The 22,487-nt window shown below is 59.5% G+C and carries 21 protein-coding genes and 2 pseudogenes; 16 read left to right on the top strand and 7 right to left on the bottom strand.

The window, feature by feature from the left end; genetic code table 11:
* Positions 1-68: 68 nt before the first annotated feature.
* From ACSQ8R_RS30185 to ACSQ8R_RS30170, 4 genes and pseudogenes are all read left to right on the top strand, one after another.
* Positions 69-740 carry a response regulator transcription factor gene (locus tag ACSQ8R_RS30185; RefSeq protein ID WP_436257317.1) on the top strand — a complete coding sequence of 224 codons (672 nt, stop codon included), beginning with the start codon at positions 69-71 and terminating at the stop codon, positions 738-740.
* Positions 733-2,124 (top strand): sensor histidine kinase, encoded by a 1,392-nt coding sequence (locus ACSQ8R_RS30180; protein WP_436257003.1) that lies wholly within the window; start codon positions 733-735, stop codon positions 2,122-2,124. The genes ACSQ8R_RS30185 and ACSQ8R_RS30180 overlap by 8 nt, the downstream gene beginning before the upstream one ends.
* Entirely contained in the window at positions 2,121-3,224 is a 1,104-nt protein-coding gene (locus ACSQ8R_RS30175; RefSeq protein ID WP_436257002.1) for an ABC transporter substrate-binding protein, read from the top strand. The genes ACSQ8R_RS30180 and ACSQ8R_RS30175 overlap by 4 nt, the downstream gene beginning before the upstream one ends.
* Before the next feature lie 58 nt (positions 3,225-3,282).
* Positions 3,283-3,555, top strand: a pseudogene (locus ACSQ8R_RS30170) (transposase); the annotation flags it as partial.
* 3 nt (positions 3,556-3,558) lie between these two features.
* Here the strand turns inward: ACSQ8R_RS30170 and ACSQ8R_RS30165 are convergent.
* Positions 3,559-3,717: pseudogene (locus tag ACSQ8R_RS30165) on the bottom strand (Hsp20 family protein); the annotation flags it as partial.
* A gap of 219 nt (positions 3,718-3,936) precedes the next feature.
* Positions 3,937-4,890 (bottom strand): hypothetical protein, encoded by a 954-nt coding sequence (locus tag ACSQ8R_RS30160; protein WP_436257001.1) that lies wholly within the window; start codon positions 4,888-4,890, stop codon positions 3,937-3,939.
* A gap of 245 nt (positions 4,891-5,135) precedes the next feature.
* Between ACSQ8R_RS30160 and ACSQ8R_RS30155 the strand changes: the two genes are divergently transcribed.
* The 3 genes from ACSQ8R_RS30155 (at position 5,136) to ACSQ8R_RS30145 (ending at position 8,953) form a co-directional block, all read left to right on the top strand.
* Positions 5,136-6,614 (top strand): FAD-dependent oxidoreductase, encoded by a 1,479-nt coding sequence (locus ACSQ8R_RS30155; protein ID WP_436257000.1) that lies wholly within the window; start codon positions 5,136-5,138, stop codon positions 6,612-6,614.
* Between the two features lie 71 nt (positions 6,615-6,685).
* Complete coding sequence (locus ACSQ8R_RS30150) at positions 6,686-7,693, top strand: ABC transporter substrate-binding protein (RefSeq protein WP_436256999.1); 1,008 nt, start codon at positions 6,686-6,688, stop codon at positions 7,691-7,693.
* 12 nt (positions 7,694-7,705) lie between these two features.
* The gene (locus ACSQ8R_RS30145; RefSeq protein ID WP_436256998.1) at positions 7,706-8,953 is read left to right on the top strand and encodes a hypothetical protein; all 1,248 of its coding nucleotides are present in this window, start codon (positions 7,706-7,708) and stop codon (positions 8,951-8,953) included.
* A 287-nt stretch (positions 8,954-9,240) separates the two neighbouring features.
* Here the strand turns inward: ACSQ8R_RS30145 and ACSQ8R_RS30140 are convergent, their stop codons facing one another.
* The gene (locus ACSQ8R_RS30140) at positions 9,241-10,167 is read right to left on the bottom strand and encodes a nucleotidyltransferase and HEPN domain-containing protein (protein WP_436257316.1); all 927 of its coding nucleotides are present in this window, start codon (positions 10,165-10,167) and stop codon (positions 9,241-9,243) included.
* Position 10,168: 1 nt separating this feature from the next.
* Here ACSQ8R_RS30140 and ACSQ8R_RS30135 point away from each other — a divergent pair, with 1 nt between their 5' ends.
* A complete protein-coding gene (locus ACSQ8R_RS30135; RefSeq protein ID WP_436256997.1) occupies positions 10,169-10,648 on the top strand; it encodes a hypothetical protein in 480 nt (159 codons plus the stop codon).
* Between the two features lie 109 nt (positions 10,649-10,757).
* On the opposite strand, the gene ACSQ8R_RS30130 is transcribed toward ACSQ8R_RS30135, so the two are convergent.
* The 3 genes from ACSQ8R_RS30130 to ACSQ8R_RS30120 form a co-directional block, all read right to left on the bottom strand.
* A complete protein-coding gene (locus ACSQ8R_RS30130; protein WP_436256996.1) occupies positions 10,758-11,519 on the bottom strand; it encodes an amino acid ABC transporter ATP-binding protein in 762 nt (253 codons plus the stop codon).
* Positions 11,516-12,196 carry an amino acid ABC transporter permease gene (locus ACSQ8R_RS30125; protein ID WP_436256995.1) on the bottom strand — a complete coding sequence of 227 codons (681 nt, stop codon included), beginning with the start codon at positions 12,194-12,196 and terminating at the stop codon, positions 11,516-11,518. The genes ACSQ8R_RS30130 and ACSQ8R_RS30125 overlap by 4 nt, the downstream gene beginning before the upstream one ends.
* A gap of 81 nt (positions 12,197-12,277) precedes the next feature.
* Positions 12,278-13,051: an amino acid ABC transporter substrate-binding protein gene (locus tag ACSQ8R_RS30120; protein WP_436256994.1), complete on the bottom strand. Its 774-nt coding sequence runs from the start codon at positions 13,049-13,051 to the stop codon at positions 12,278-12,280.
* A 359-nt stretch (positions 13,052-13,410) separates the two neighbouring features.
* On the opposite strand from ACSQ8R_RS30120, the gene ACSQ8R_RS30115 reads away from it, so the two are divergent.
* The 8 genes from ACSQ8R_RS30115 (at position 13,411) to ACSQ8R_RS30080 (ending at position 21,495) form a co-directional block, all read left to right on the top strand.
* Positions 13,411-14,169, top strand: a complete 759-nt coding sequence (locus ACSQ8R_RS30115) for an IclR family transcriptional regulator (protein ID WP_436256993.1) — start codon at positions 13,411-13,413, stop codon at positions 14,167-14,169.
* Positions 14,170-14,174: 5 nt separating this feature from the next.
* Positions 14,175-15,884, top strand: coding sequence for a hypothetical protein (locus ACSQ8R_RS30110; protein ID WP_436256992.1), 1,710 nt, complete (start codon positions 14,175-14,177; stop codon positions 15,882-15,884).
* A complete protein-coding gene (locus tag ACSQ8R_RS30105) occupies positions 15,881-16,618 on the top strand; it encodes a hypothetical protein (protein ID WP_436256991.1) in 738 nt (245 codons plus the stop codon). Before ACSQ8R_RS30110 ends, ACSQ8R_RS30105 begins: the two co-directional genes overlap by 4 nt.
* Positions 16,615-17,586 (top strand): dipeptidase, encoded by a 972-nt coding sequence (locus ACSQ8R_RS30100; protein ID WP_436256990.1) that lies wholly within the window; start codon positions 16,615-16,617, stop codon positions 17,584-17,586. Before ACSQ8R_RS30105 ends, ACSQ8R_RS30100 begins: the two co-directional genes overlap by 4 nt.
* A 16-nt stretch (positions 17,587-17,602) precedes the next feature.
* Entirely contained in the window at positions 17,603-18,643 is a 1,041-nt protein-coding gene (locus ACSQ8R_RS30095) for an ABC transporter substrate-binding protein (RefSeq protein WP_436256989.1), read from the top strand.
* 97 nt (positions 18,644-18,740) lie between these two features.
* Complete coding sequence (locus ACSQ8R_RS30090) at positions 18,741-19,589, top strand: ABC transporter permease (protein WP_436256988.1); 849 nt, start codon at positions 18,741-18,743, stop codon at positions 19,587-19,589.
* A gap of 6 nt (positions 19,590-19,595) precedes the next feature.
* Positions 19,596-20,399, top strand: coding sequence for an ABC transporter permease (locus ACSQ8R_RS30085; RefSeq protein ID WP_436256987.1), 804 nt, complete (start codon positions 19,596-19,598; stop codon positions 20,397-20,399).
* A 31-nt stretch (positions 20,400-20,430) separates the two neighbouring features.
* A complete protein-coding gene (locus tag ACSQ8R_RS30080) occupies positions 20,431-21,495 on the top strand; it encodes an ABC transporter ATP-binding protein (protein WP_436256986.1) in 1,065 nt (354 codons plus the stop codon).
* Between the two features lie 102 nt (positions 21,496-21,597).
* On the opposite strand, the gene ACSQ8R_RS30075 is transcribed toward ACSQ8R_RS30080, so the two are convergent.
* Positions 21,598-22,479: a dihydrodipicolinate synthase family protein gene (locus ACSQ8R_RS30075; protein ID WP_436256985.1), complete on the bottom strand. Its 882-nt coding sequence runs from the start codon at positions 22,477-22,479 to the stop codon at positions 21,598-21,600.
* Positions 22,480-22,487 lie beyond the last annotated feature (8 nt).

The following is a 22,487-nucleotide window of genomic DNA, read 5'->3' as shown; positions in this document are numbered from 1 at the left end:
TGTCAAGATACTGTCACGGATACGGGGTGGGCTTGCCTGTGCTTTTCGAGCGTGCCACGCTCATGCGCATGCGTATCATGCTTGTAGAAGACACCGAAGATGTAGGGGAAGCCATCAGTCGACGTTTTGAGGCAATCGGCCATAGCGTCGATTGGCAGAGCGATGGCCTGGCTGCCTCAGAGATCCTCGCTTTTACGGAATATGATCTGGTCATCCTCGATGTTATGCTGCCGGGCATAGACGGTTTCGAGATCTTGCGACGGCTTCGTCAGAGCCGCAGCACCGTGCCGGTCCTGGTGCTGACAGCGCGTTCGGAAATTGATGATCGGGTGGGCGCACTCGACATCGGTGCCGATGATTATCTGGTCAAGCCGTTCGACTTTCGCGAGCTGGAGGCCCGTGCGCGCGTGCTGATGCGACGCCGCTCGGGCGGCGAGGCCACCAATATCATCGCATGCGGCGACATACTGCTTGACCGGGCCAATCGCAGCGCCCGTGTCGGCAAGCGGGAAATCCAACTGAAACGTCGTGAAATGAGCCTGCTCGAGGTTCTCGCATCACGACCTGGGCGTGTATTCAGCAAGGATGAACTGCTCGATCACCTGTTCGGTTTCGACGATGCAGCAAACCCGAATGCGATCGAATTATACATAGGCCGGCTGCGCAAGAAACTGGAGGGCGCGAAAGCGAAGATCATCACCGTCCGAGGCATTGGTTATCAGTTGTCAGCCGATGATTAAGCTTGAGACATCGCTTTTCGCGCGACTGCTGCTGCGGGTCATGGTCGTGCTGGCATTTGGTGCAGCAGGCCTTCTCACCGCAGCTTGGTACTACGCCATCGCCGCAGCCGATGACGCGTATGATCGCCTTCTTCAGGGCGCGGCGATCCAGATTTCGGAAAACCTGTCGGTCGATGATGGCGCCCTGGCGATCAAGATGCCGTCGTCCGCATTCGAACTGCTCGGACTGGCAAGCCGGGATCGGGTATTCTATCGGGTGGTGGACACACGAAATCGAACGCTGACCGGATACGAGGATCTACAACCGGAGCTTGATTATTCCAAGGCACGGAGGACGCCGGTATTTCTCGATGGCTTCTATCATGGGGCAAAGGTCAGGATCGCCATCACGGGGCGTGCGATTTCGGATCCTTCCCTGACGGGATGGGCTTATGTGATCATCGCCCAGACAACCGAGGCTCGACAGGCCCTAGCCTCCGATTTGACCGCTAATGCAACTCTGCTGGTCGGCCTGATGGGCATTGCGACACTGGTCGCAACCGCATTGACACTGCGCCTATCACTGCGCCCTGTTTCGGAACTTGCCACGGCATTGAGTGGCCGCGACCCAAAGGATCTGACGCCCCTCCGTGTTTCCGTGCCGAGGGAACTTGAGCCGTTCGTATTGTCGATCAATCATTTCATGAGCCGGCTGGATGGGCGCATCAAGTTACTGCAGCGCTTTATCGGCGACAGCGCCCACCAGATCCGCACACCACTGACTGCACTTTCGGCCCAAATTAGCCTGATCGACGAGACCCGACTGGATGGGGATGATCGGCGCCATCTGCTACGGGTAAAGGAACGGGCATCTGAACTCAGCCACCTGACGAACCAGCTTCTCACCCATGCGATGGTTATTCACCGCTTCGATTCACATAAGCTCCTGCCGCTGGATCTGACAGATATTGCGCGTAAGGCGTTCAAGGCAGCAGTTCCGTTGACGCTCGATCCCGAGATCGTCGTATCGTTCGAGGCGCCGGACAATCCGGTCGTCGTCAAGGGCGATGGTTTGAGCTTGCGGGAGGCGCTGGTCAACGTGATCGATAATTCGCTTCGCCATGGCAGCGTTTCGCGGCTGGAGGTTCGCGTTCGATCATCTTCAAGCCGCGCATTTGTCGAGGTCGAAGATGACGGGCTCGGCATTCCACCCGAACTCTGGCAGACTGTCACAGCACGTTTCGGATCACATAAATCAGAAAATCAGGTCTCAGGCCTCGGCTTTGCGATCGCATCGGAGGTAAGCCTGATGTTGCAGGGTGAACTGAGATTCGAACAGCGCTCGGAACACAGAGGGTTTACGACGATCATCGACCTGCCACTTCATCGAGCGAGTGAACCATGAGAGGACTTTCGAGCGCAATAATCGCGAGCTCCGTCATTCTTCTGCTTGCAGCAGGCATGGCGCAGGCGCTGGAGGGTGATCATCTGGTGTTCGAGTCGAAAGACACCGAAACCAGGCGGCTTCTGGTTCATGGCGCGACGGATGTGGAGGCCATGCGACCTCTTATCGAGGACTTCCAGACGATAATGCCCGGCTTGGCAATCGAATATGTCGATTACCTCACCAACGACCTGTTCAAGGAGGCTGCAAGCGCATGCGAGCAACAGAAATACAGTGCTGACCTGCTCTTGTCTTCATCCGTAGACCAACTGGTCAAGCTGGCCAATGATGGCTGCGCACTCGCTCACTCATCCGCGACGACGGAAACGGCGCCGGATTGGGCAAATTGGCGCGAAGAAATATATGGCTTCACATTCGAGCCGGCGGTGATCGTCTATGACGATCGGACAGTGCCTCCGACAGATGTTCCCAACACTCACGAAGAGCTTGCAGAGCTTCTCAGGCAGAAGCCGGAGGTCTACAAAGGGCGGATCGGGACTTATGATGTCGAGGCATCGGGGATTGGGTATCTGCTCGCCTACAACGATTCCCGTGTGGCACCGACATCTTACGGGCGGTTGCTGGAGAGTTTCGGAAGAGCCGAAACCATAACGCGCTGCTGCAATAATGAAGTGCTCGGCGAGCTCCTGAAGGGCAACATCCGGATCGCCTATAACATCTTGGGGTCATACGCCTATGCCGCCCACCTGCAGAATCCGAACCTGAAAATCGTGCTACCCAAGGACTATACTTTGATACTTGCGCGCGGGACGCTTATCCCGTTGAAATCTCGCGAGAAAGATGTCTCTGGTGCATTCATAGACTATCTCTTGTCGGCACGTGGCAAGGAAATAGCGAAAAGCTCTTCTTTCTTTTTTGCTGATAACGCGCCGCTGCCAGATGGCGTCGATGGTCCAAGTTCCCTGATGGAGTCTGGTATTGGTCGCCCGATACGGATTGGGCCTGCCCTTTTGGCAGCCCAAGATCGTGCGCAACGCAAAGCTTTTATCTCCGACTGGAAGGCGATTTTGGGCCGAACCGGCATCGGGGATCGCCAATAGTTGATTTTCCGAAATCCACATGGTCGGCGAGCGCCGGAAGTTTCGGGGCAAGATTGCGCCGACTGCCAAGCACTTCACATCGTGGCTCTGCCTCGCACCCGGCAACAAGATCTCCGGAAGCAAAGTGCTGTCATCCCGAACCCGTCGCTCGTCCAGTCGAGCGGCAGCATTGTTGCGGTTGGCTGCCACCACGATCGGGCGAAATGACACCGCTCTTGGTGCGTTTTACCGACGGTTGGCAGGGCGCATAGGTAAGCAGGAGGCAGTGACAGCGACGGCGCGCAAGATTGCTGTCCTGTTCTACAATGCGTTGCGATTTGGAATGGTCTATCGGGTCCACCTTGACGTGATCGGCCAGCTCGAAGCGCCGCTCGAAAGAACGGCCCGCGATCCCGCGATGCAGATATTCGCCGTCCTTCGGTTCAGCCTTTTGGCCCTTCACCACCAGGACGTTAAGTTCTTGAGAGATGTCGAGGTCGGCGTCTGCGAAACCAAACCCGGAAAGCTCCTTTGGAGAAATGTTGCGTCTGGACGCCGAGATCCGGAACCCTCGCACGCAACTGGCTAGGAAAATTGAGCCTACAGAACGCTCATCTAAGACAGATCGTTCTTAGCTACGAGCGGGATCGCGCCAGTTCGCTGGCCTGCAAAAGCTGACATGGACAGCGATCTCAGTTAGCCCTTATGGCTCGTCGGTTCTGCATATGGGGTCCTATCCCGCGCGGGGAATGTTGATTTCTGACAAGCGAAGCGAGGAACTGACCCCCTGCTTTCCATTTCGCCCGACAATTTCGGCAGACGATATCTCTGCAAGCGCGAGCCCCGCTTCCCCCGCTACAGAATAGATGAGGTATCGCCTTCCATCTTCTTGATAAACTGCTGGATCTCGAAGTTGCCGGACTGGCTCGTCCGCTGGGCCTATCACTGACGGTTCGATCGCAAGCTGTCCGCCTTCCCAATCGCGCTCGGGAGCAAGCAAGATGCACGAGCGGCTTTCCTTCCAATTCATCCAGTCGTCGTTGAGATGGATTTGAGCGTAGAGAAGGGACTCGGGCGCATCGCCGCGGTTGCTATAGATGACGTGAAGGTCATCGTTTTCGACCCAGACCGCGCAGTGGCGCATATCAGGTGAGAACAGTGTCGGCCCAGCCTCGAAAGAAGATAAACCGTCATGTGAGCGATAGATCCTGCCGGGCATTGTCATCGCGTATACCCAGGGCCCGTGGGTGAAAACTCGTGCGTAAGGGTTCATCAGGTTCTCTGGTCGAGCGGTGAACTGAATTCCATCCACCGACAGCGCCAGCCGGGTGAACTGACGCTTGATCTCGTCCCCTCCGTGATAAAACATTCGAAATTGTCTATTTTGGTGATCGATGACGATCTCAGGGGAAGCCAGATGGTGGGAGAAACCGGATTGTGAGAGTGGCAGCACACCATCTTCGTAGATTGACCACGGACCTATCAGGTGGTCCGCATATGCCAGCCGGATATAATCCCCCCGATGGTGCGCAAAATAGATATAGTAACGTCCCAGAGGCCGCTCCACCCAATCCGGAACTTTGATCAGGCTCGGTCCATTAATATTGGTGCCAATCCGCGACGACAGGGCGGGTCCGATAATTGGCTTATCCAGAAGTCGGACAGCCTTCAGCTTGCAATCTTCCATGAATTCTCCTTCAGGCGTTCCCCAGCTTAAGAGTTCTTGCCTCGCCTTAAAACCATCAACATGAGCGAAACATCTTTCTCAAATCGACAAAGCCGAGCCAACCCGCATGGACGGGACATCGCTCTCGACAGCTGATCTTTCGTTTTTCGCGAAAGCACTATGGGTTTAATGCAGGCTTCTCTCAGCTGATTTGCCTACCTAAGCTTTCGCTCAGCTTACGCCACGGCTATCTCGGGAGGACGCCAATGGATGTACCTGGTGTTTCGGTAAAAGAAGTCCGTCAAAACGAGAACCGTTTCCTGAGTTCCGACATCTTTGAATCAGGGCAATATGTCTTCCCCCGCCGCAACGGTGAGGGCGTTCTTCGCGAAGAGGCGCGCGACATTCCCGTCTATCATCGATGCGACGTGCTGGTGGTCGGCGGCGGTCCCTCGGGAACGGCAGCGGCACTTGCCGCAGCCCGAACCGGGGCCGAGGTCGTGGTGCTGGAGCGCTACAATCATCTCGGCGGCCTTTCCACGGGCGGCGTGGTGATCTGGATCGACCGGATGACCGACTGGGAGGGACGACAGGTCATTCGCGGGTTTGCCGAGGAGGTTCTCGGCCGCCTTCCCCCTGAAGCCGTCGCCGGGCCGGACCGCAGCCTCTGGGGGGTGCAGGATGCCGAGCTTGCGAAATACTGGCGACTGCGGACCTCCGCCTTCCACGGCATCGTCACCTGGGCGCCGACCATCGATCCCGAGCGGCTGAAGCTGACCTCGCAGGAAATGCTGATCGAGGCGGGTGTCAGGATCGTCTTCCATTCCTGGGCCGCGACGCCGGTGGTCGAGGACGGCGCGGTCAAGGGCGTCGTCTTCGAAAGCAAGGAAGGCCGCCAGGGGATCATGGCAAAAGTCGTGGTGGACTGCACCTGCGACGGCGACGTCTTTGCCCGTGCAGGGGCCGATTTCGAAGCCGATATCGAGGAGGGCGACGTGCATCACTCGATGAATACCGGCTTCATGCTGGGCGGCGTCGACATGGAGACATGGCTGAACTTCCGGGCGACCCAGGAACAGGCCTTCGCGGACTTCAATACGCTCGGGCGCGAGACGCTCGGGTTCTTCCAGACGCCTTACGTTTCCTGGCGCAACGACATCGCGCTGTTCCTCGGGCCGCGGCAATCGGGTCTTTCGGCGCTCAATGTCGACGACATGACCGAGGTCGAGATCCGCTCGCACCGGTTCATGCAGTCGCATTGCGAGTTCTTCCGCAAGAACGCACCCGGCTTCAAGGACGCCTATATGCTGCTCAGCGCGCCGCAGCTGGGCGTGCGGCACACACGGCGGCTGGCCGGGGTCGGCAGGGTCGAGCGCAGCCAGTGGCCCGAGGGCAAGGTCCTGCCGGACGAAATAGGCGTCAGCCCCTCGGTCTCGCCGAAATTCCCGGTGATCTCCGTGCCCTATAGAGCGCTTGTCCCTGCCAGGCTGAACGGACTGCTGGCCGCCGGGCGGCATATCTCCTGCGATGCCAACAGCCACGGCTTCATGCGCGAAATCCCGCAATGCTGGCTGACGGGACAGGCGGCGGGTGCTGCGGCGGGTATCGCGGCCAATCGCGGCGTGACGCCCCGAGACGTCAATATCGCTGAACTGCAAACGACGCTCCAGGGTCAGAACGTGTTCCTGCAAAGAACGGACAGGCGTGTCGAACGGCTGACGGGAGAGCTTGAGGAAATCAGCTAAGCACAGCCACCTGAGGGTGCGGGCGACAATGTCACTCCCGGCTTCAGTCACATCATAACGAGGAGGAGATCATGACTTCGACGTTTCTAAGAAGGTTAGCCATTACAGGCGTGGCCATTGGACTTGCAACCATTGCGCATGCTCAACAATCCTGGGAGGATGTCGTCAAAGCTGCCAAGAAAGAAGGAACGGTTACACTCTACACGTCTCAGGTGGGTGTGCCTCAGCTTGATGAAATCCTCTCAGCTTTTACCGAGGAGTATGGGATAAAGGTATTGAAGCTCGAACTTCGTGGGAGCGAGCTGTTTGAAAAACTCCGCCTAGAGCTTGCCACTAACCGCGGGACTGCCGACATGTCCTTCAGCGGGGGGTCGGTGTCACTGGAAGCGATGGGTGTCCTCGACAAGCACGGAAATATTCCGAACGCATCTCGTCTGGCACCCGACTTTGCTGGCAATGAGCTGAGGCTGCCGGTTTTCTCGCAAAGCATGGGGATCGTCGTCAACTCTTCCATGCCGAAGGACAAGCGCCCGAAAACCTGGGCAGACCTCGCTGATCCGGCGTGGAAGGGCAAAATCTTGTCCGACGACTTCCGCTCCGTCGGCGGCGGCGGTCTGTTTTTTGCAGTTACTTATAACAAGCTCGGCGAGGATTTCCAGAAGCGTCTCGCGGAAAACAACCCCGTTTTCACGCGCGAAATCCGAGACAGTCCGCGGCGCGTCGCGCGCGGCGAGTTCCCGATCTACATTCCCTTCATATTGCCCGATACCCTCCTCAACAAGGGCTTGCCGCTCGAAGTGATACTTCCGTCGGAGGGACTTGTTTATGGGAATTTCGACGGTGCGATCGTCAAGAACGCACCGCATCCCAACGCGGCTCGTGTGCTCTTGAACTTCTTCCTCTCCGACAAGGCTCAACTCATCTATGCAGGTTCCGCTCGGCGTCCGACGGTCACAGGCCTTGAGGATCGTTATCCCGCAAACGTCAAAGAGTTTCTGCAAGCGCCGTTGCTCGGTACACAGGAAGACGCAACCGTTCGATCTGAAATGCTCAAGCGTGCAACGGAAATGTACAAGTAGGACGACCGGTAGATGTTGGATGGTGACCGCCTGTGGAATGATCTTCTTATCCACGCAGGCTTTGGAGCGAAGGCAGCCGGAAGTGCTGGCGATCATGCGACAGCGCAGTGGATCGCTGGCGAGCTGTCAAGCGGTGGGTATGAGCTACAGTCGATACCCGTTCCCGTGCCAGTGTTTCGAGCGCGGCGGGTTGAGCTGGTTGGCAAGGGCGTTTCGCTTGAGGTATATCCGCAGCCCATTGTAACGCCGACGTCCGATCAGGGGGTAGAAGGGCAGTTGGCGATGGTTCATAGCCTCTCTGATGCTCGAGAAGCTGCCGGGCGCATCGCCGTCGTCCTCTTGCCGCACGCCCGTCACGCGGCTATCTGGACATCGGCCGTCGGGCCGCTTCTAGAAGCCGTCACGGAAGCCGGGGCTCTGGCCGCGATCATATTGCCATTCGGCCCGACCGGGGAGTGGGTCGGGCTGAACTCCTATGCCGATAGACCATTCATACCGCTGCCCGTCGTAATCGGGAGGCCCCTTGATTTGCCCCAATACGCAGAATTGGCCGCTGCGCGAGGATTGGTTAGGCTCTATCTCGTTGGAGACACGGAAACGTCCGACAGCCCGACTTTGATCGCGCGTTTGATCCGTAGCGATCGATGGATCGTGATGTCTACGCCCAGATCCGGTTTCTTCACATGCTCTGTTGAACGCGGGACAGGGACCGCTGGGTTCCTGGAGATTGCGCGCTGCTTACCAGAGGCTTTTCCCGACCATTCCCTGTTCTTGATGAATAGCGGCGCCCACGAGCTACGCTTCGCGGGTACGCATGCGGCATTGGATTTAGCACCTCCACCGGATCAAACGGACGTTTGGGCACATCTTGGTGCGGGCTTAGCCTCCCTAGCGCGAACAGAAATCCGTGGCGGTCGGATGCTCGAAGTCGCGGACCCTAACCGTATATGCATGGTGACGCCTGCTCTGCATGAAGCCGCATACAGAGCGTTTGGCGGTTTGCCCGGATTTGAGGATCCTCATGAAATACTGTCGGAAGCTGGTGAGCTGTCTACGATCGTCTCGAGGGGCTACAAAAAGGCCTTCGCCTGCTTGGGAGTCAATTGGAGTTGCCACACCAAACTGGATCTCCCAACCGAGGTGTCGCCCACCTTACTGCTGCCTGTTGTTGAAGCGCATTGGCGCCTGATAGAAGATGCGGTCAGAATTACCCGTGCTCAGGCTACGGAAAACAGGAAGACCAAGCGCTACAGTCCGTAAAGGCAGGCTAACTTGTCGTCCGAACCGTATTGAGCCGCAATGGTCTCGCGGCAAACTGGCGCCAGGTCACCGCCTGCTGGCCCGACAGCGGCCAGAGCACTAACAAACCCCTGTTAGCCCGATGCCGCCGGCACGAACGTCCTGGTAAATGCAACCGGCATCGCATACCCGTTTAAGGCTAAGGGTTGACACTGCACCTTGCAACATAACGTCAATCACATGTCGCGGGTTCAGTCCTGTTCAAGGCAGCCGATTCGGACTGTCCATTCGCCGGCTGGTAGAATTCGCTAGCCGCTTCTCCGCTCAAGCATTCTAAGGTGCTCCGCGCATACGTCTTTGACCATCGCGAGCAGCAGGCTGGTCCGCTCGCCCAGCCATGAGAGCGCCTCCTCGCTGATCACGTAGTGCTTTGAGTATCGCGCCTTTACATAGGCCTCGTTCAGGGTATTGAACCAGGCGCGCTCGCGATGCTGGTCGCGGGGGAAGGCCTCGGCCAGCCGCCGGTCCTGTTCCTCGGCGAGGGAGCGCAGGAACTTGATGTTGTGCGAAGGCGGGCCGTAGTTCGTCAGCGTGAGGAGGATGCAGGAATAGGCCTGTTCTAGCGCCTGATGCAGACTGAAGGCCGCCAGATTACCCCAAGCGTCACCGGCCATTTCAGATGTACCAAGTTGAAACCGAGCCGTGCCAAGAAAAGCGGCGGCTTCAGCAATCCGCTGTTCGAAATGCTCTCTCGCTACCCGTAGCCGATCCGCCGGCGAGAGTTCCTGCGGCTCCGCAAGCGGCTCATCGTCCAGCTCATAGAGGACGATGCCTTCCTTGCGAATATCGGAGAAGAAGTACTGCCCTTCCTTCAGATAGGTGTTCACCTCTCGCCTGGAATGGACGATGAAGCTCACTGGTGTTTCGATTGACTTGTCGCGGATCAGCCGGTCGGCCGCCTTGTACCAGTAGTCGGCGAATTCGCAGAGCCTGCGGTCATTGACGATGATCAGCAGATCGAAATCGGAGCGATAGCCTTTCATGGTGAACGGCTCGTCGACCCACCCGCCCTTGGCATAGGAGCCGAACAGTATGATCTTCAGGATCCGGCCGCGCTTCTTGAACTCGGCCGTCCCCTGTTTCAGGGCGTCCTCGAACTCCTCGTGCAGGATTTCCAGAACCCTGCCGAGCTCGCGCTGTTTGCGCAGTGGCATATGATCGAGGGATGACTTCATCATGGACGGCGATGATCCTCAGGAAGGTCAGGGGCTGCTCTTGCAATTCGAATGGTTGCATCGTTTGCTTCTACACATACGGCGCGCCGCACGGAAGCGGGGGGGTGGCAAAGAAGGCGGGATCAACCTCGCGGCTGTCATTGATCCTCTACGCATGATTGAACATCCCTTTGAACTCCGGATCGACTTCGTAGCGCAGCTTCCCCGCCCAGGTAGGGTGCTCGCCCTGTCTCGTCAGGATCATGCGGTTCTCCGGCAGTCGCATGATCTCGTCGGCATTGATCAGATCGCGGCCGGCGATATGCTCGGACGAGGAGTCTTGCCTGCGCAGATCGCGGCACTAGAACGCAAGGTCGGCCAACTCACGATGAAGCTGGACTTGGTTGCAAAACCACCGCGCCAGCCGATCGCCAGCGACAGCGGAAACTTATCCATCATCACCGGTCCCCGGCCTGCTCTGTCAGACGGGGGTGCAAAATGATCGACCTCCCGAGAAGCACCTATTTATCGATCAACGACAAAGGCTTTGGATCTCGGTGATAGCGAGCTCATTGCAATCGCCCACGTTCGGCGGGCGGGACGGACCGCGCCTAGATATATGTCGTCTGCGCCGCGTTGATCGATGAGATAAAGCTCCTGGTGCGATCCTGTCTCGGATCACTGAAAATCGCTTCGGCTGTGCCGGATTCCACGACTTTCCCGCTCTCGAGAAAAACCACGTGATTGGCGATCCGTGAGGCAAGCCGCAAGTCGTGCGTCGCCATCACCATTGTCGTTCCCTCGGCCGCAAGCCGGCCGAGCACGTCGATGACCTCGGCGGAGAGTTCGGGGTCGAGAGCCGAGGTCGGTTCGTCGCAGAGCAGAACCCGGGGCGAAGGCGCGAGCGCCCGGGCAATTGCCACCCTTTGCTGCTGTCCCCCCGAAAGCTCCGAGGGCCAGGCATCCGTTTTATCCGCCATTCCCACCTTGGTGAGCAATTCGCTGGCGCGGTGGCGGGCTTTTTCGTGCGGCCATTTGAGAACCGTCGTCAGGCCTTCCATGACGTTCTCGATCGCGGTGCGATGCGGGAAGAGCTGAAAGTTCTGGAAAACCATGCCGGTCTGGCGGCGGATCTTCTGGATCGACTTCCAGCCGATCTTCATGCCGGGCTCGAAGACGAGCTTTTCGTCGCCGATACGGACGGAGCCGGCCGTCGGGATCTCCAGGAGATTGATGCAGCGCAGCAGCGTGCTCTTGCCGCCGCCCGAGGGGCCGATGAGCGCGGTGACGCTTCCTTCCGGGATGCCGAGGCTGATGTCCTTCAGGATGACCGCGTCGCCGAACCGCTTTTCGATGTTGGAAAGCTCGATCATCGGTTTGACTCCAGCATGCCGCCATAACGGGCGAAGCGCTTTTCGAGCCGGTTCTGCAGTGACGACAGCACCGAGCTCAAGGCCAGGTAGACCAAGGCCGCCTCGATATAGAGGATCAGCGGTTCATAAGTGGTCGCGACGATCCGCTGGGCTGCCTGGAAAAGTTCCGGCACGGTGATCGCCGCGGCGAGCGAGGTGTCCTTGACCAGCGAGATGAAGGTGTTCGAAAGCGGCGGCACCGCGACGCGCGTGGCCTGCGGCAGGATGGTGCGGCCCATCGCCTGGCGCCATGACATGCCGATCGAATAGGCCGCTTCCCATTGTCCTTTCGGCACCGAGGAGATGACGGCGCGGATAATCTCGGAACTGTATGCGCCGATATTCAGGGTAAAGCCGATCAGCGCCGCCGGAAAGGCGTCAAGCAGGATGCCGATGCTCGGCAGGCCGTAGAAGATCACGAAAAGCTGCACCAGAAGCGGGGTGCCGCGGATCACCCAGACGTAGAACCTTGCGATCAACGCGAGCGGCGCCGGACCAGACAGCCGGGTGACCGCCGTGATCAGGCCGAGGATGAGTCCGAGCAGGAAGGAGAGCAATGTCAGCGGCACCGTAAAACGGATGCCCGCCCAGAGGAGGGTCGGAAGCGAATCCGACATCAATTGAAGCCAATGCGGCACGGCGTGATCCTCAAAAAATGACGCGTCCGGCGCGGGCGCCGGACGCTATATCGATGTATGCCAAGAGCGGGAACCGGCGGCCTACTTCGAGACGTCCTGCCCGAAATACCTGTCGGAAATCTTCTGGTAGGTACCGTCGGCCTTGATGTCCGCCAATGCCTTGTTGATTGCGCCGAGCAGTTCCGGTTCGCCCTTGCGGATGATGATACCGGAATAATCGGCATTGTCCTGCTGCGCGGCGATCTTCACCGGCGCGTCGGGCTTCTGCTTCTTGAAATCGAGGAAGGAGAGGCTGTCGTTGATCGTCGCGTCGGCGCGACGTGTCAGCACCAATTGGATCGACTGGTCGAAACCGTCCGTGCCCACCAGCTCGGCGCCCGCCTGTTCGGCGATTTTGCCGAAATTGCTGGTCAGCGACTGGGCGGATTTCTTGCCCTTGAGATCCGCGAAGTCCTTGATGTCGCTGTTGTCCTGACGAACGATCAGCACCGCCTTCGAAGCGATGTAGGGCTCGGAGAAATCGTATTTCTGCTTGCGGGCTTCGGTTATGCCGACCTGGTTGATGACGGCATCGTAGCGTTTGGCATCGAGGCCCGCGATAAGGCCGTCCCACTTGCCTTCCAGGAACTCGGCCTTGACCCCGAGTTTTTCGGCAACGGCTTGCCCGATCTCGACATCGAAGCCGACGAGCTTGCCGCTCGGATCATGAAAGGTGAAGGGCGCGTATGTTCCCTCGGTGCCGATCTTGAAGGCGCCCGCGGACTTGATGGCAGCGAGGTTTTCGCCGGCGAGAGAAGGGGTGAGGGCCGCCACCTGAATAAGGGCCGCCGCGACAATGGTTTTCAGCCGGAACATTTGGGTCATCCTTTCAGCAGTGCTTGCTGGCGACTAGATGACAGAAAATAGGACGTCGCGATTGAAAAAAAACCGCGAATAAAACCGGCAAATGCAAATATTTTGCTCATATGGAGGTGCGAGGCCCATGGGCTTTCGAGGTGAAGGCCGATGTGGAGACTGAAGAAGCTCCTGCCTTCATATACGGATGCTGGTCCGCCAATTCGCCCTTCACGACCTTTTGGCACCGAGCGCGCCGACTTCCGCGCGAAAAAAAATTCGAACGCGGTGAAGACCTTAGCGCGGAGAGCGCTGATTTTGCCCGCAATCGCTTTCCCGCGTGATTGACATAAATCAATGACAGCGAGATTATATTCAACATGGATACATCATATTCAGATAGAATACAAGAAGAAAATGGCGGCGTCCGCCCGCTTTCGACGGTTCTGAAGACCATGGCGGTGCTGGACGTGCTGGCATCGAGCGCTCGCGGCATGAGGCTGCCGGAGATCGCGTCGGTCATGGAGCTGTCGCGACCGACAGCCTATCAGCGCCTGCTGACGCTGATCGAAGCCGGTTGGGTCGAGCAGGACCAGGAGATGCGCTATCGGTTGTCGATGCACGCCTGCCGGCTTGCGGCAGCGGCGTTGGAGCAGGCAAATCTCGGAACACGGATCCAGCCGATCATCGAAATGCTGGTCCATAGGGTGAAGGAGACGGCTTCGCTGGCGGTGCTCGATCGAGGGCTTCCATGCATCGTTTCGCGCGTCGAGTCCGAGAGCGTGCTGCGTGCGGAACAGAAGATCGGCACGACCATGTCGCTCGAAGGTTCGGCGTCCGGCCGCATCCTCACCGCATTCGCAGACGAGGTGACCCTCGCCCGCCTGAAGGAAAGCGGCGAGCCGCTGGCATCCGAAGAGCTTCTGGGCGAGGCCCGCGCCAACGGCTACGCGCTGTCGAGCGGCTATACCCATAGCGGCGTTGTCGCCATCGCCGCGCCGATCTTCGATCTCCACGGCAAATGCACCTCGACGATTTCGCTGGTTATGCCGGAGATGCGCTTCGATCTCGAAAGCTTTCGCGAGCCGCTTCTAGAAACCGCCCGCACGATCACGAAAATGCAGCAGGGAGAACGTTGACGGTCATGACCGCGACTTCCGATCAGGTGGCGATGCCACAGCCACGCCCAGGCCACGAGGTGATGAAGACCGCGCGGCTGGCAGCAATCCAGCCCAGCCGTCTCAGCGGCACGCGCGCCTTCATGAACAAGATGATCCGCGAGCGCTGGGATATTTCCAATGTTCTCTTCGACGTGGATGGCGATGCCGAAGGCACCGTCGTCTATTCCATCAAGGCGCCGGGCCAGGAGTTCTCGTTCATCGGTTTTTCCCGCCCTCCGAGCCGGACGGCCCGTACCGGCCGTATCATCGGCCAGGCCTGGGACATGATGGGCGCGCTGATCGAAGGACCGGCGACCGAGGCGGAGATCGAAACGGCGCGGCGGGAAATTCCGAAACTCTATACGGGCCGGGCGACGGCCGGCACGCTGATCTGGTGCCGTTCGAACCGGTCGATGCGGGTCTTCGACCAGACGCTCGAAGCGCTTGCCGAAGGCCGCCAGCCCTCCGTCGCCGATCTTTCCAAGGTCTGCTATCTGATGCGCAATACCGGGCTGGACGGCAACGGCACGTTCGGGACGCGCTCCTTCCCGTCGCTTGGAGCACGCCACGCGCTTGGCGGCGTTCTGGAGGCGCAGTTGCTGACCGCCTACCTGATGCGGGAGTTTTCCTGCGATCTCGTCGAGCATCTGGCGGCAAAGAAGTCGCAGACCGCCGTCAGTCTCGATCCGAAGCTTCGCCGCTATATCGGCGTCGGCAATGGCTCGGCGCTGGGCCTCATCTTTTTCGTCCACAAACATCCGCGCCTGATCGACGGTCTTCTGTCAGCACGCGAGGGCGCGATTGCAATGGCGCGCGCGCTGAAACTCGGTGCGTCGGATGCACGTGTTGCGAAGCTGCTTGATCTCCTTCGCCAGGCGATCGTCTTTCGCCAACAGGACCAGATGGTCTATGAGACATTTGCATCCAGCGCGGAAGTTGCCGACGATCTCGAAAAGATCGTCGCGGCGCTGGAAGAGTTTCGCAAGAGCGGCACGGTGCTTGGCCGCGAGGCGGACCATCCGCTCGATATCCTCGCCTTTGAATTCGAGGTTGAGCTCGTTCCCGAGGCCTATGAGACCTTCTTGTCATTGCTCATCGAGCTCGTTCCTGACGAAGCCGACCGGCTACTCGCGGAGGCGGACGGTCCAGACGAGTTCAGTGTCTCGCCGGCGCAAACCGTCGAAGGCCTGAAGGTACTGATCTGTGATGAGTATCAATGGGCGCTCGCCACCGACATGACCGGCCCGGATGCCTATAAATATGTCTGGTACAAGTCCGAAACGGCGGAGGAGCCGCGCCGTGGGGCTCGCGAGGAAGTGCCCAAAGCGCTCGATCTCGGCCTCGATGTCTGCGGTGGCATCCAGTCCCTGTTCGCCGACCTCGGAAGCGCGGAAAATTCGCTCAGCATCGCCCGCTTTCTGATGAAACATCCTGAACATCGCTACATGGTGGCGCGTATCCAGAGCCTGCGCGGGCACGACTATCACACGCCCCACGCCAACATCAACGCCGAGGCTTTCGTGCCGATCGACCTCGTGCGGTTGATGAATGTCGGCATTCACGGCATCGACAAGACCCGGGATTTTCTCAGCCGAAACCTGCGCGGTGTCCTCTATCACGGCGCCCCGACCCCCGACGATCTGCGCGCCGGCTACACCGGCACTTGGTACTATCCGGCGGAACCTGTCCTATGACCTCCTCACATTCCTCTTCCTCCATGCGCGTCATGCCCCGCGAAATGCGGCTGATGTCCGAGCGGATCTTTTCGCTGAGCAGCCTGCCCAAGGGTTTCTTCCTGACGGTGGGCGACTTTCCGATGTATTCGCAGAAGCTGGGCCTCGGCGGTTTCAAGCTGTTCGAAAAGCGGTTCGAGAGCTTCAGGTCAGCGGCTGTCGCCCGTATCGCGATTGCCTCCGAAGACGGCAATCGCATCACGCTCGATGCAGCCGGCGAACATGCCTGGTTCGTGCTGCCCACGGCGATCGATCTTCTCGGTGAGCTCACTGCCCGGTTCGGATCGGCGGAACTGACGATCATGGGTGCGACGGACGCCGACGAGCTCGCAATTGCCGCGCATTTCGGCGGTCGATCGGCGCTTTCGACCTCTGCGTCCGGCAATGTGCTGAAGGCGCTTCCGGCAGCCGTCACCGGCGACGTTCGCAAAGACGATCCTCTCCTCTGGTCGCTTCTCGAAAACGGCGCCGAGATCGAGAGCGACCTCTGGTGGCGCGTCTATCATCTGGCAAAGCAGGCGCTGGCCACCGACAGCATTGTCTCGCGCCGCCACGCCGGCCCGATGATCGTCAACGAGGACGGCACCGTCATCGGCCGCAAGGACAATGACGACGAAACCGACGTGTCGTTCCTGTCGTCGAAACTCTCGGAACGCGAAAAGGCCGAACGCCAGAAGGAAAGCGCGAGATCATGATCATCGATGGTTTGCAATGCGGGCATTTCGATCGCGCCGCCTTTGAATCCCTGAGGGCAGGGGACGTCGGCGGGGTCGTCAATACCTGCGGCTTCTGGGAAGGTACCGTCGAATCGATGGACTCTATTGGTCGCTGGCGCGACCTGGTCCGCGAAAACTCCGACATTGCCGAGATCGCCCTTACCGCAGACGACATTACGCGCATCTCAGGCGTCGGCAAGCTCGCCGTCATCATGGGTTTCCAGAACGCCAACCTCTTCGAAGGCCGGATCCGCTTCGTCGAGATGTTTGCCGAGCTTGGCGTACGCGTCGTACAGCTCACCTACAACAACCAGAACGAACTCGGCGGTTCCTGCTATGAAGCCGAGGATTCCGGCCTTGCCCGGTTCGGCAGGGAAGTGGTCCGCGAGATGAACGCGGCCGGCATCCTGGTCGACTGCAGCCATGTCGGCGACCGCACGACCTTGGACGCCATCAAGGTCTCCGAGAAACCGATTGCCGTCACCCACGCCAACGCCCAATCGCTTTTCATGCACAAGCGCAACAAGTCGGACGACGTCATCCGGGCATTGAAGGACACCGGCGGGGTTATCGGCTGCGCCGCCTATCGCAACATTACCGGCGACGAGTTTTGTGCCTCGATCGAGGCCTGGTGCACGATGGTTGCCAGGACGGTGGATATCGCCGGCATCGATTCCGTCGCGATCGGCACCGACAAGAGCCACAATTTCACCGCCCCCGACTATGCCTGGATGCGCAAGGGCCGCTGGACGCGTGGCGAGGACTATGGTGCCAGCGCCGCCGGCAAGCCGCTCAAGGCCGCGCCACCGGAATGGTTCAAGAACATCGAGGATATCCGGGTAATCCCGGACGGGCTTAGCGCCGTCGGCTTCTCGGAAGACGAAGTCGCGAAGATCACCCACAGGAACTGGCTGCGGCTCTACGAAGCCACGTTCAGAAAATCATAAAAGAGGAGAACTGCACATGACTGGAATGAAGACGTTTCTCATGCCCGACCGCCGCCGTTTCCTGAAGACGGCCGGTGCTGCGATCACCGCTTCGCTTGCCGCTCCCTATGTCGCTCGTGCGCAGGAAAAGATCCTCTACGTGAATACCTGGGGTGGCCCCTGGGAGGCTGCCGCAAAGACGCATCTCATCGATCCGTTCACCGCCGAGACCGGCATCCAGGTAAAGACGGTCTCCCCGGTCTCCTTTGCCAAGCTCGCCCAGCAGGTGAAGACCGGTACCTACGAATTCGACGTCACGACGCTCGGCGGCGGCGAGCTGGTTCGCGCCAACCAGGCCGGCATTATCGAGGAACTGAAGGAACCCTATAAGGGCGGCCTCTTCGAAAACGGCGTCGCTTCGCATGCGTTCGCGACCGTCATGGCCTGGCGCACCGACAAATACAAGGACACCCCGAAGACCTGGGCCGATTTCTGGAACGTCGAGAAATTTCCCGGCGGGCGGTCGCTGCAGCGTTATGCGTCGCGGGTCATTCCGATCGCGCTTCTGGCAGACGGCGTCGCGGTCAAGGACCTCTATCCTCTCGACGTCGACAGGGCCTTCAAATCGCTCGACAGGATCAAATCGCATATCCGCGTCTGGTGGACCGCCGGTGCCCAGTCCACCCAGATCCTGCGTGACGGCGAGATCGATATGATCGGCATCTGGCACGGCCGCTATTTCGAGGCCGAGAAGGCTGGCGCTCCGGTTGCCATGACCTGGAACCAGGGCGAGATCGAACGGGCCTATTGGGTCGTGGCCAAGAAAACGCCCAACCTCGAGAACGCCAGGAAATTCGTCGAATTCGCCACCAGCGCCAAGCCGCTGGCCGGCTTCTCCAAGGCTGCCGACTACGGGGCGCTCAACCCGGCCTCCAACCAGTTCGTGGCTGCGGCCGATGCCAAGCGCATGCCGACCTCGCCGGATAACTACAAACTGACCTTCGAGCAGGACATGGCGAATTTGGGCATCGATCCGGCAGAACTCGCCGAACGTTTCGAGGAGTGGGTCGCCAGCTGATCCGCTCTCCTGGATCAACCCGACCCGCTGGCCGGCATCGCGCGGAACAACCGCGCGATGCCGCAGCGACCCTGCCTGCCATAAAAGGGGAACGGCAATGGGCATCAGCCTTTCAAAACTGACGGAAAAGTCGAATATCTGGCCCTGGCTGCTTTTGGCGCCGCTCGGTATCTACATGCTCGTCTTCTTCGCCGTGCCGCTCGCCGAGGTGGCGATCATGAGTTTCACAGAGCCGAAGGTCTCGCTCGCCAACTACCAGAAGGTCCTGACCGGGGCGCTTTACCAGCGCGTCTTTCTGAACACGTTCATGACGACAGCCTTCGTGACGCTCTGCTGCCTTCTGGTCGGCTATCCGCTGGCCTATCTGATGGCCAGTTCGAAGCCGCGCACGGCGATGCTGATCCTGCTGCTCGTCACCATGAGTTTCTGGACCAGCTTTCTCGTGCGCACCTACGCGTGGATGGTTCTGCTCGGCAATAACGGTCCGCTGATAGCCTTCCTGCAGATGATCGGTTTCGATAAGCCGCCGCAGCTTCTCTTCACGCGGTTCTCCTCGACGCTCGCCATGGTGCATATCCTGGCGCCCTACATGATCATGAACGTCTACTCGGTGATGAAGAAGATCGATCCGGCGCTGATCCGCTCGGCGGAAAGCCTCGGCGCCCGGGGCTGGTCGCTGTTCCGGCATGTCTACCTGCCGCTGACGGCGCCCGGCATCGCCAACGGATCGGTCCTCGTCTTTGTCATCTGCCTCGGCTTCTATGTGACCCCGGTGCTGCTCGGCAGTCCGCGGGAGCAGATGATCGCCGGCCTGATCGGCCATCAGATCGAGGAGTTCCTCGCCTTCGGTCTGGGCTCCGCCATGGCGATGATATTGCTCGTGGTGACGCTCATCATCCTGACCATTTATCATCGCCGTTTCGGCCTCGACAAACTCTGGGGGTGATCGATCATGAACACGTTCATGCGCTGGGCAGGCTTCGTCGTCGTGCTCTTCATTGCCGCCCCGCTTGTCATCGTCGTGCCGATGTCGTTTTCGAATGCAAGTTCGTTGCAGTTCCCGCCACCGGGCTACTGGCTCGGCTATTACCGTGCCTATTTCACCAGCGTGGACTGGCTGATCCCAACCTGGAACAGCATCCTGATCGCCACCGCGACCACCATCCTCACCATGGCGCTGGTCGTACCTGCGACCTTCGCTCTGGTGCGCCACAGGTTCCGCGGCAAGGGTTTTGCCGACCTGATGATGCTGATGCCGATGGCGGTGCCGCATATCGTCATGGCGGTCGGTTATTATTCCTATTTCGGCGACCTCGGGCTGGTGCACAGCCATCTCGGCGTCATCCTGGCGCATACCTGCCTGTCGGTGCCGATCGCCTTCCTTGTCCTTTCGGCCAACCTCAAGGGTTTTGACCGAAACCTTGAGCGGGCGGCGCAGAGCCTCGGTGCCAGCCCCTCGAAAACCTTCCTGCACGTGACACTGCCGATCCTGCGGCCGGGACTGGTGATCAGCTCGCTTTTCGCCTTCATCCAGTCCTTCGACGAGACCGTTGTGGCGATCTTCATTTCGGGCCGCGATGCCGAAACCCTGCCGCGCAAGATGTTCGACAGCATCCGTCAGGAAGCCGATCCGGTGATCGCCGTCATCTCCACGCTGCTCTTCTTCGTGGTGCTGGTCGGCATTGCTGCACCCTATTGCGCGGGCGCGCTGCGCAGCCGCGCTCCCAAGCCGAGCCGGCCGGCCGGCGCACACTGAACATTCCCAAGGGCCTCCCCAAGGACTTCCGATGACGAATTACCTGAAACTTTCCAACATCACCAAGACCTACGGGCATTTCACGGCGCTCGACGATGTCAGCCTGTCGGTCGACAAGGGGGAGTTCGTGACCTTCCTGGGGCCGAGCGGCTCGGGCAAGACGACGACACTGATGATCATTGCCGGTTTCGAAAAGGCGAGCGGCGGGACCGTCGAGGTTGGCGGACAGTCGATCTCCCAACTGGCCCCGCATGAGCGCAATATCGGCATCGTGTTCCAGAACTACGCCTTGTTCCCGCACAAAACGGCGGTCGACAACGTCTATTTCCCACTGCAGATGCGCGGCGTCAGCCGCTCGCAGGGTCTGCGGCAGGCAGAGGACATGCTGTCGCTCGTCGGCCTCAAGGGCTTTGGCCATCGTCACCCGAAGGAGCTGTCCGGGGGCCAGCAGCAGCGGGTGGCGCTTGCCCGCGCGCTGGTCTTCGAACCCTCGCTGCTTCTGCTCGACGAACCGCTCGGCGCGCTCGACAAGAACCTGCGCGAGCAGATGCAGATCGAGATCAAGCGCATCCAGCGCAGTCTTGGCGTGACCACCATTTTCGTGACCCACGACCAGTCGGAAGCGATGTCGATGTCCGATCGCATCGTGGTGTTCGAGAAAGGACGCATCGAGCAGGTGGCGCCCCCGCTGGATATCTACCATCGCCCTCAGACCTCCTTCGTCGCCGCTTTCATCGGCGAGAGCAACCTGATCCCGGCAACCATTACCAGCGGAGCGGGTAGAACGGCGGAAAACCCCACGCTTGGAGCCTTCCAATACGCTTGCATGGATACTCTTGCCGACGGTCAGAAGGTGACGCTGCTGATCCGCCCGGAGCATATCAAACTGTCGCGCAACCCGATCGAAGGCCGCAAGAACGTCCGCATGATCGTCGATACGATCGTCAACTACGGCGACAACGCACTCGTGATCGGCCGGGCAGGGGATATTCCGATGCGCGTCAGGGTGCTCGGCGCCGATGTGGTGATCATCAAGGAAGGCGAGGAATGCTGTATCAGCTGGATGCCGGAGGCGGTCTTCGTGATCACCAAATAGACTGCACTTGAAACGTCTCGTAAACCTGGCGAAGTGTCAGGTCGGCGAACGCGGCCCCATTCAAAGCACGTGTTGCGGGCAAGCGAGATCGTGGTCAAAAACCTACTGCAGCTCGTATTTCTTCAGGATCTCTCTTATTTTCTCGTCCTGAGCCTCGTCCGGAAGCAGGGCGGGCTGCCTGCTCGCGCCAACCGACTTGTCCTGAAGGTAAAGCGAGCGCTTGACCATGGCCGGCGCAAAGCCCAGCGCATAAAGCTCGGTACGAAAGGCGGTATAGATCGCCTGCTGGCGCTCCGCTTCCGCGATGTCGCCGGAGTTGAAGGCATCGAGGATGCCGGCGAGCACGTGAGGCAGGGCGTTCCCGAGCCCCGATATGCAGCCGGCAGCGCCGTTCTGCAGCGACCATAGGACGAGGTGGTCCGGGCCGGAATAGACCTCGAAGCCCGGGTTTTCTTTCGAGACCTGAAGGTAGGCCGCCAGGGTTTCCTGTGCGCCGCCGGAATCCTTGATGCCGGCGATATTGCCGTGCCCAGCGAGCTTTGCGGCCGTCGCCGGTTCGATGTGGTTCTGGGTCCGGGCGGGGATGTCATAAAGATAGACCGGCGATTTGACCGCATCCGCCACCGTCGAGAAATGGCGGACCAACCCGTCCTGCGTGCAGGCAATGAAGAAGGGGGTGATGACGGCGATGCCATCGACGCCGATCCGGTCAAACTCCCGGGCGAGTTGCACCGTCTCGAAGGTGGCGGGCATCCCGGCATTGACGATGACTTTCGCGCGCCCCGCGACCTCGTCGACCACGTGTTCCGTCAGGCGGATCTTCTCTTCGTGGGTGAGAGCGGTGAAATCACCGTTGGTGCCGGCGCACATGATATTGTTGCCCGCCGCCACCTGCCGGCGCACCTGCGCGCGGGTGGCTTCGTAGTTGATCGTCTCGTCTTCGTTGAAACAGGTCACGAGTGCGACAAAGGCATTTCTGGTCATTCAATCAA

It is taken from the genome of Neorhizobium sp. LjRoot104 (assembly GCF_964253725.1).
Lineage (GTDB): Bacteria > Pseudomonadota > Alphaproteobacteria > Rhizobiales > Rhizobiaceae > Neorhizobium.
This window is presented reverse-complemented; position numbering and strand designations above follow the sequence as displayed.

Bases quoted from the DNA above. Each gene is read 5' to 3' on its own strand.
- ACSQ8R_RS30185 (WP_436257317.1), top strand. From the start codon at position 69: ATGCGTATCATGCTTGTAGAAGACACCGAAGATGTAGGGGAAGCCATC.
- ACSQ8R_RS30180 (WP_436257003.1), top strand. From the start codon at position 733: ATGATTAAGCTTGAGACATCGCTTTTCGCGCGACTGCTGCTGCGGGTC.
- ACSQ8R_RS30175 (WP_436257002.1), top strand. From the start codon at position 2,121: ATGAGAGGACTTTCGAGCGCAATAATCGCGAGCTCCGTCATTCTTCTG.
- ACSQ8R_RS30160 (WP_436257001.1), bottom strand. From the start codon at position 4,890: ATGGAAGATTGCAAGCTGAAGGCTGTCCGACTTCTGGATAAGCCAATT.
- ACSQ8R_RS30155 (WP_436257000.1), top strand. From the start codon at position 5,136: ATGGATGTACCTGGTGTTTCGGTAAAAGAAGTCCGTCAAAACGAGAAC.
- ACSQ8R_RS30150 (WP_436256999.1), top strand. From the start codon at position 6,686: ATGACTTCGACGTTTCTAAGAAGGTTAGCCATTACAGGCGTGGCCATT.
- ACSQ8R_RS30145 (WP_436256998.1), top strand. From the start codon at position 7,706: ATGTTGGATGGTGACCGCCTGTGGAATGATCTTCTTATCCACGCAGGC.
- ACSQ8R_RS30140 (WP_436257316.1), bottom strand. From the start codon at position 10,167: ATGAAGTCATCCCTCGATCATATGCCACTGCGCAAACAGCGCGAGCTC.
- ACSQ8R_RS30135 (WP_436256997.1), top strand. From the start codon at position 10,169: ATGGACGGCGATGATCCTCAGGAAGGTCAGGGGCTGCTCTTGCAATTC.
- ACSQ8R_RS30130 (WP_436256996.1), bottom strand. From the start codon at position 11,519: ATGATCGAGCTTTCCAACATCGAAAAGCGGTTCGGCGACGCGGTCATC.
- ACSQ8R_RS30120 (WP_436256994.1), bottom strand. From the start codon at position 13,051: ATGTTCCGGCTGAAAACCATTGTCGCGGCGGCCCTTATTCAGGTGGCG.
- ACSQ8R_RS30115 (WP_436256993.1), top strand. From the start codon at position 13,411: ATGGATACATCATATTCAGATAGAATACAAGAAGAAAATGGCGGCGTC.
- ACSQ8R_RS30110 (WP_436256992.1), top strand. From the start codon at position 14,175: ATGACCGCGACTTCCGATCAGGTGGCGATGCCACAGCCACGCCCAGGC.
- ACSQ8R_RS30105 (WP_436256991.1), top strand. From the start codon at position 15,881: ATGACCTCCTCACATTCCTCTTCCTCCATGCGCGTCATGCCCCGCGAA.
- ACSQ8R_RS30100 (WP_436256990.1), top strand. From the start codon at position 16,615: ATGATCATCGATGGTTTGCAATGCGGGCATTTCGATCGCGCCGCCTTT.
- ACSQ8R_RS30095 (WP_436256989.1), top strand. From the start codon at position 17,603: ATGACTGGAATGAAGACGTTTCTCATGCCCGACCGCCGCCGTTTCCTG.
- ACSQ8R_RS30090 (WP_436256988.1), top strand. From the start codon at position 18,741: ATGGGCATCAGCCTTTCAAAACTGACGGAAAAGTCGAATATCTGGCCC.
- ACSQ8R_RS30085 (WP_436256987.1), top strand. From the start codon at position 19,596: ATGAACACGTTCATGCGCTGGGCAGGCTTCGTCGTCGTGCTCTTCATT.
- ACSQ8R_RS30080 (WP_436256986.1), top strand. From the start codon at position 20,431: ATGACGAATTACCTGAAACTTTCCAACATCACCAAGACCTACGGGCAT.
- ACSQ8R_RS30075 (WP_436256985.1), bottom strand. From the start codon at position 22,479: ATGACCAGAAATGCCTTTGTCGCACTCGTGACCTGTTTCAACGAAGAC.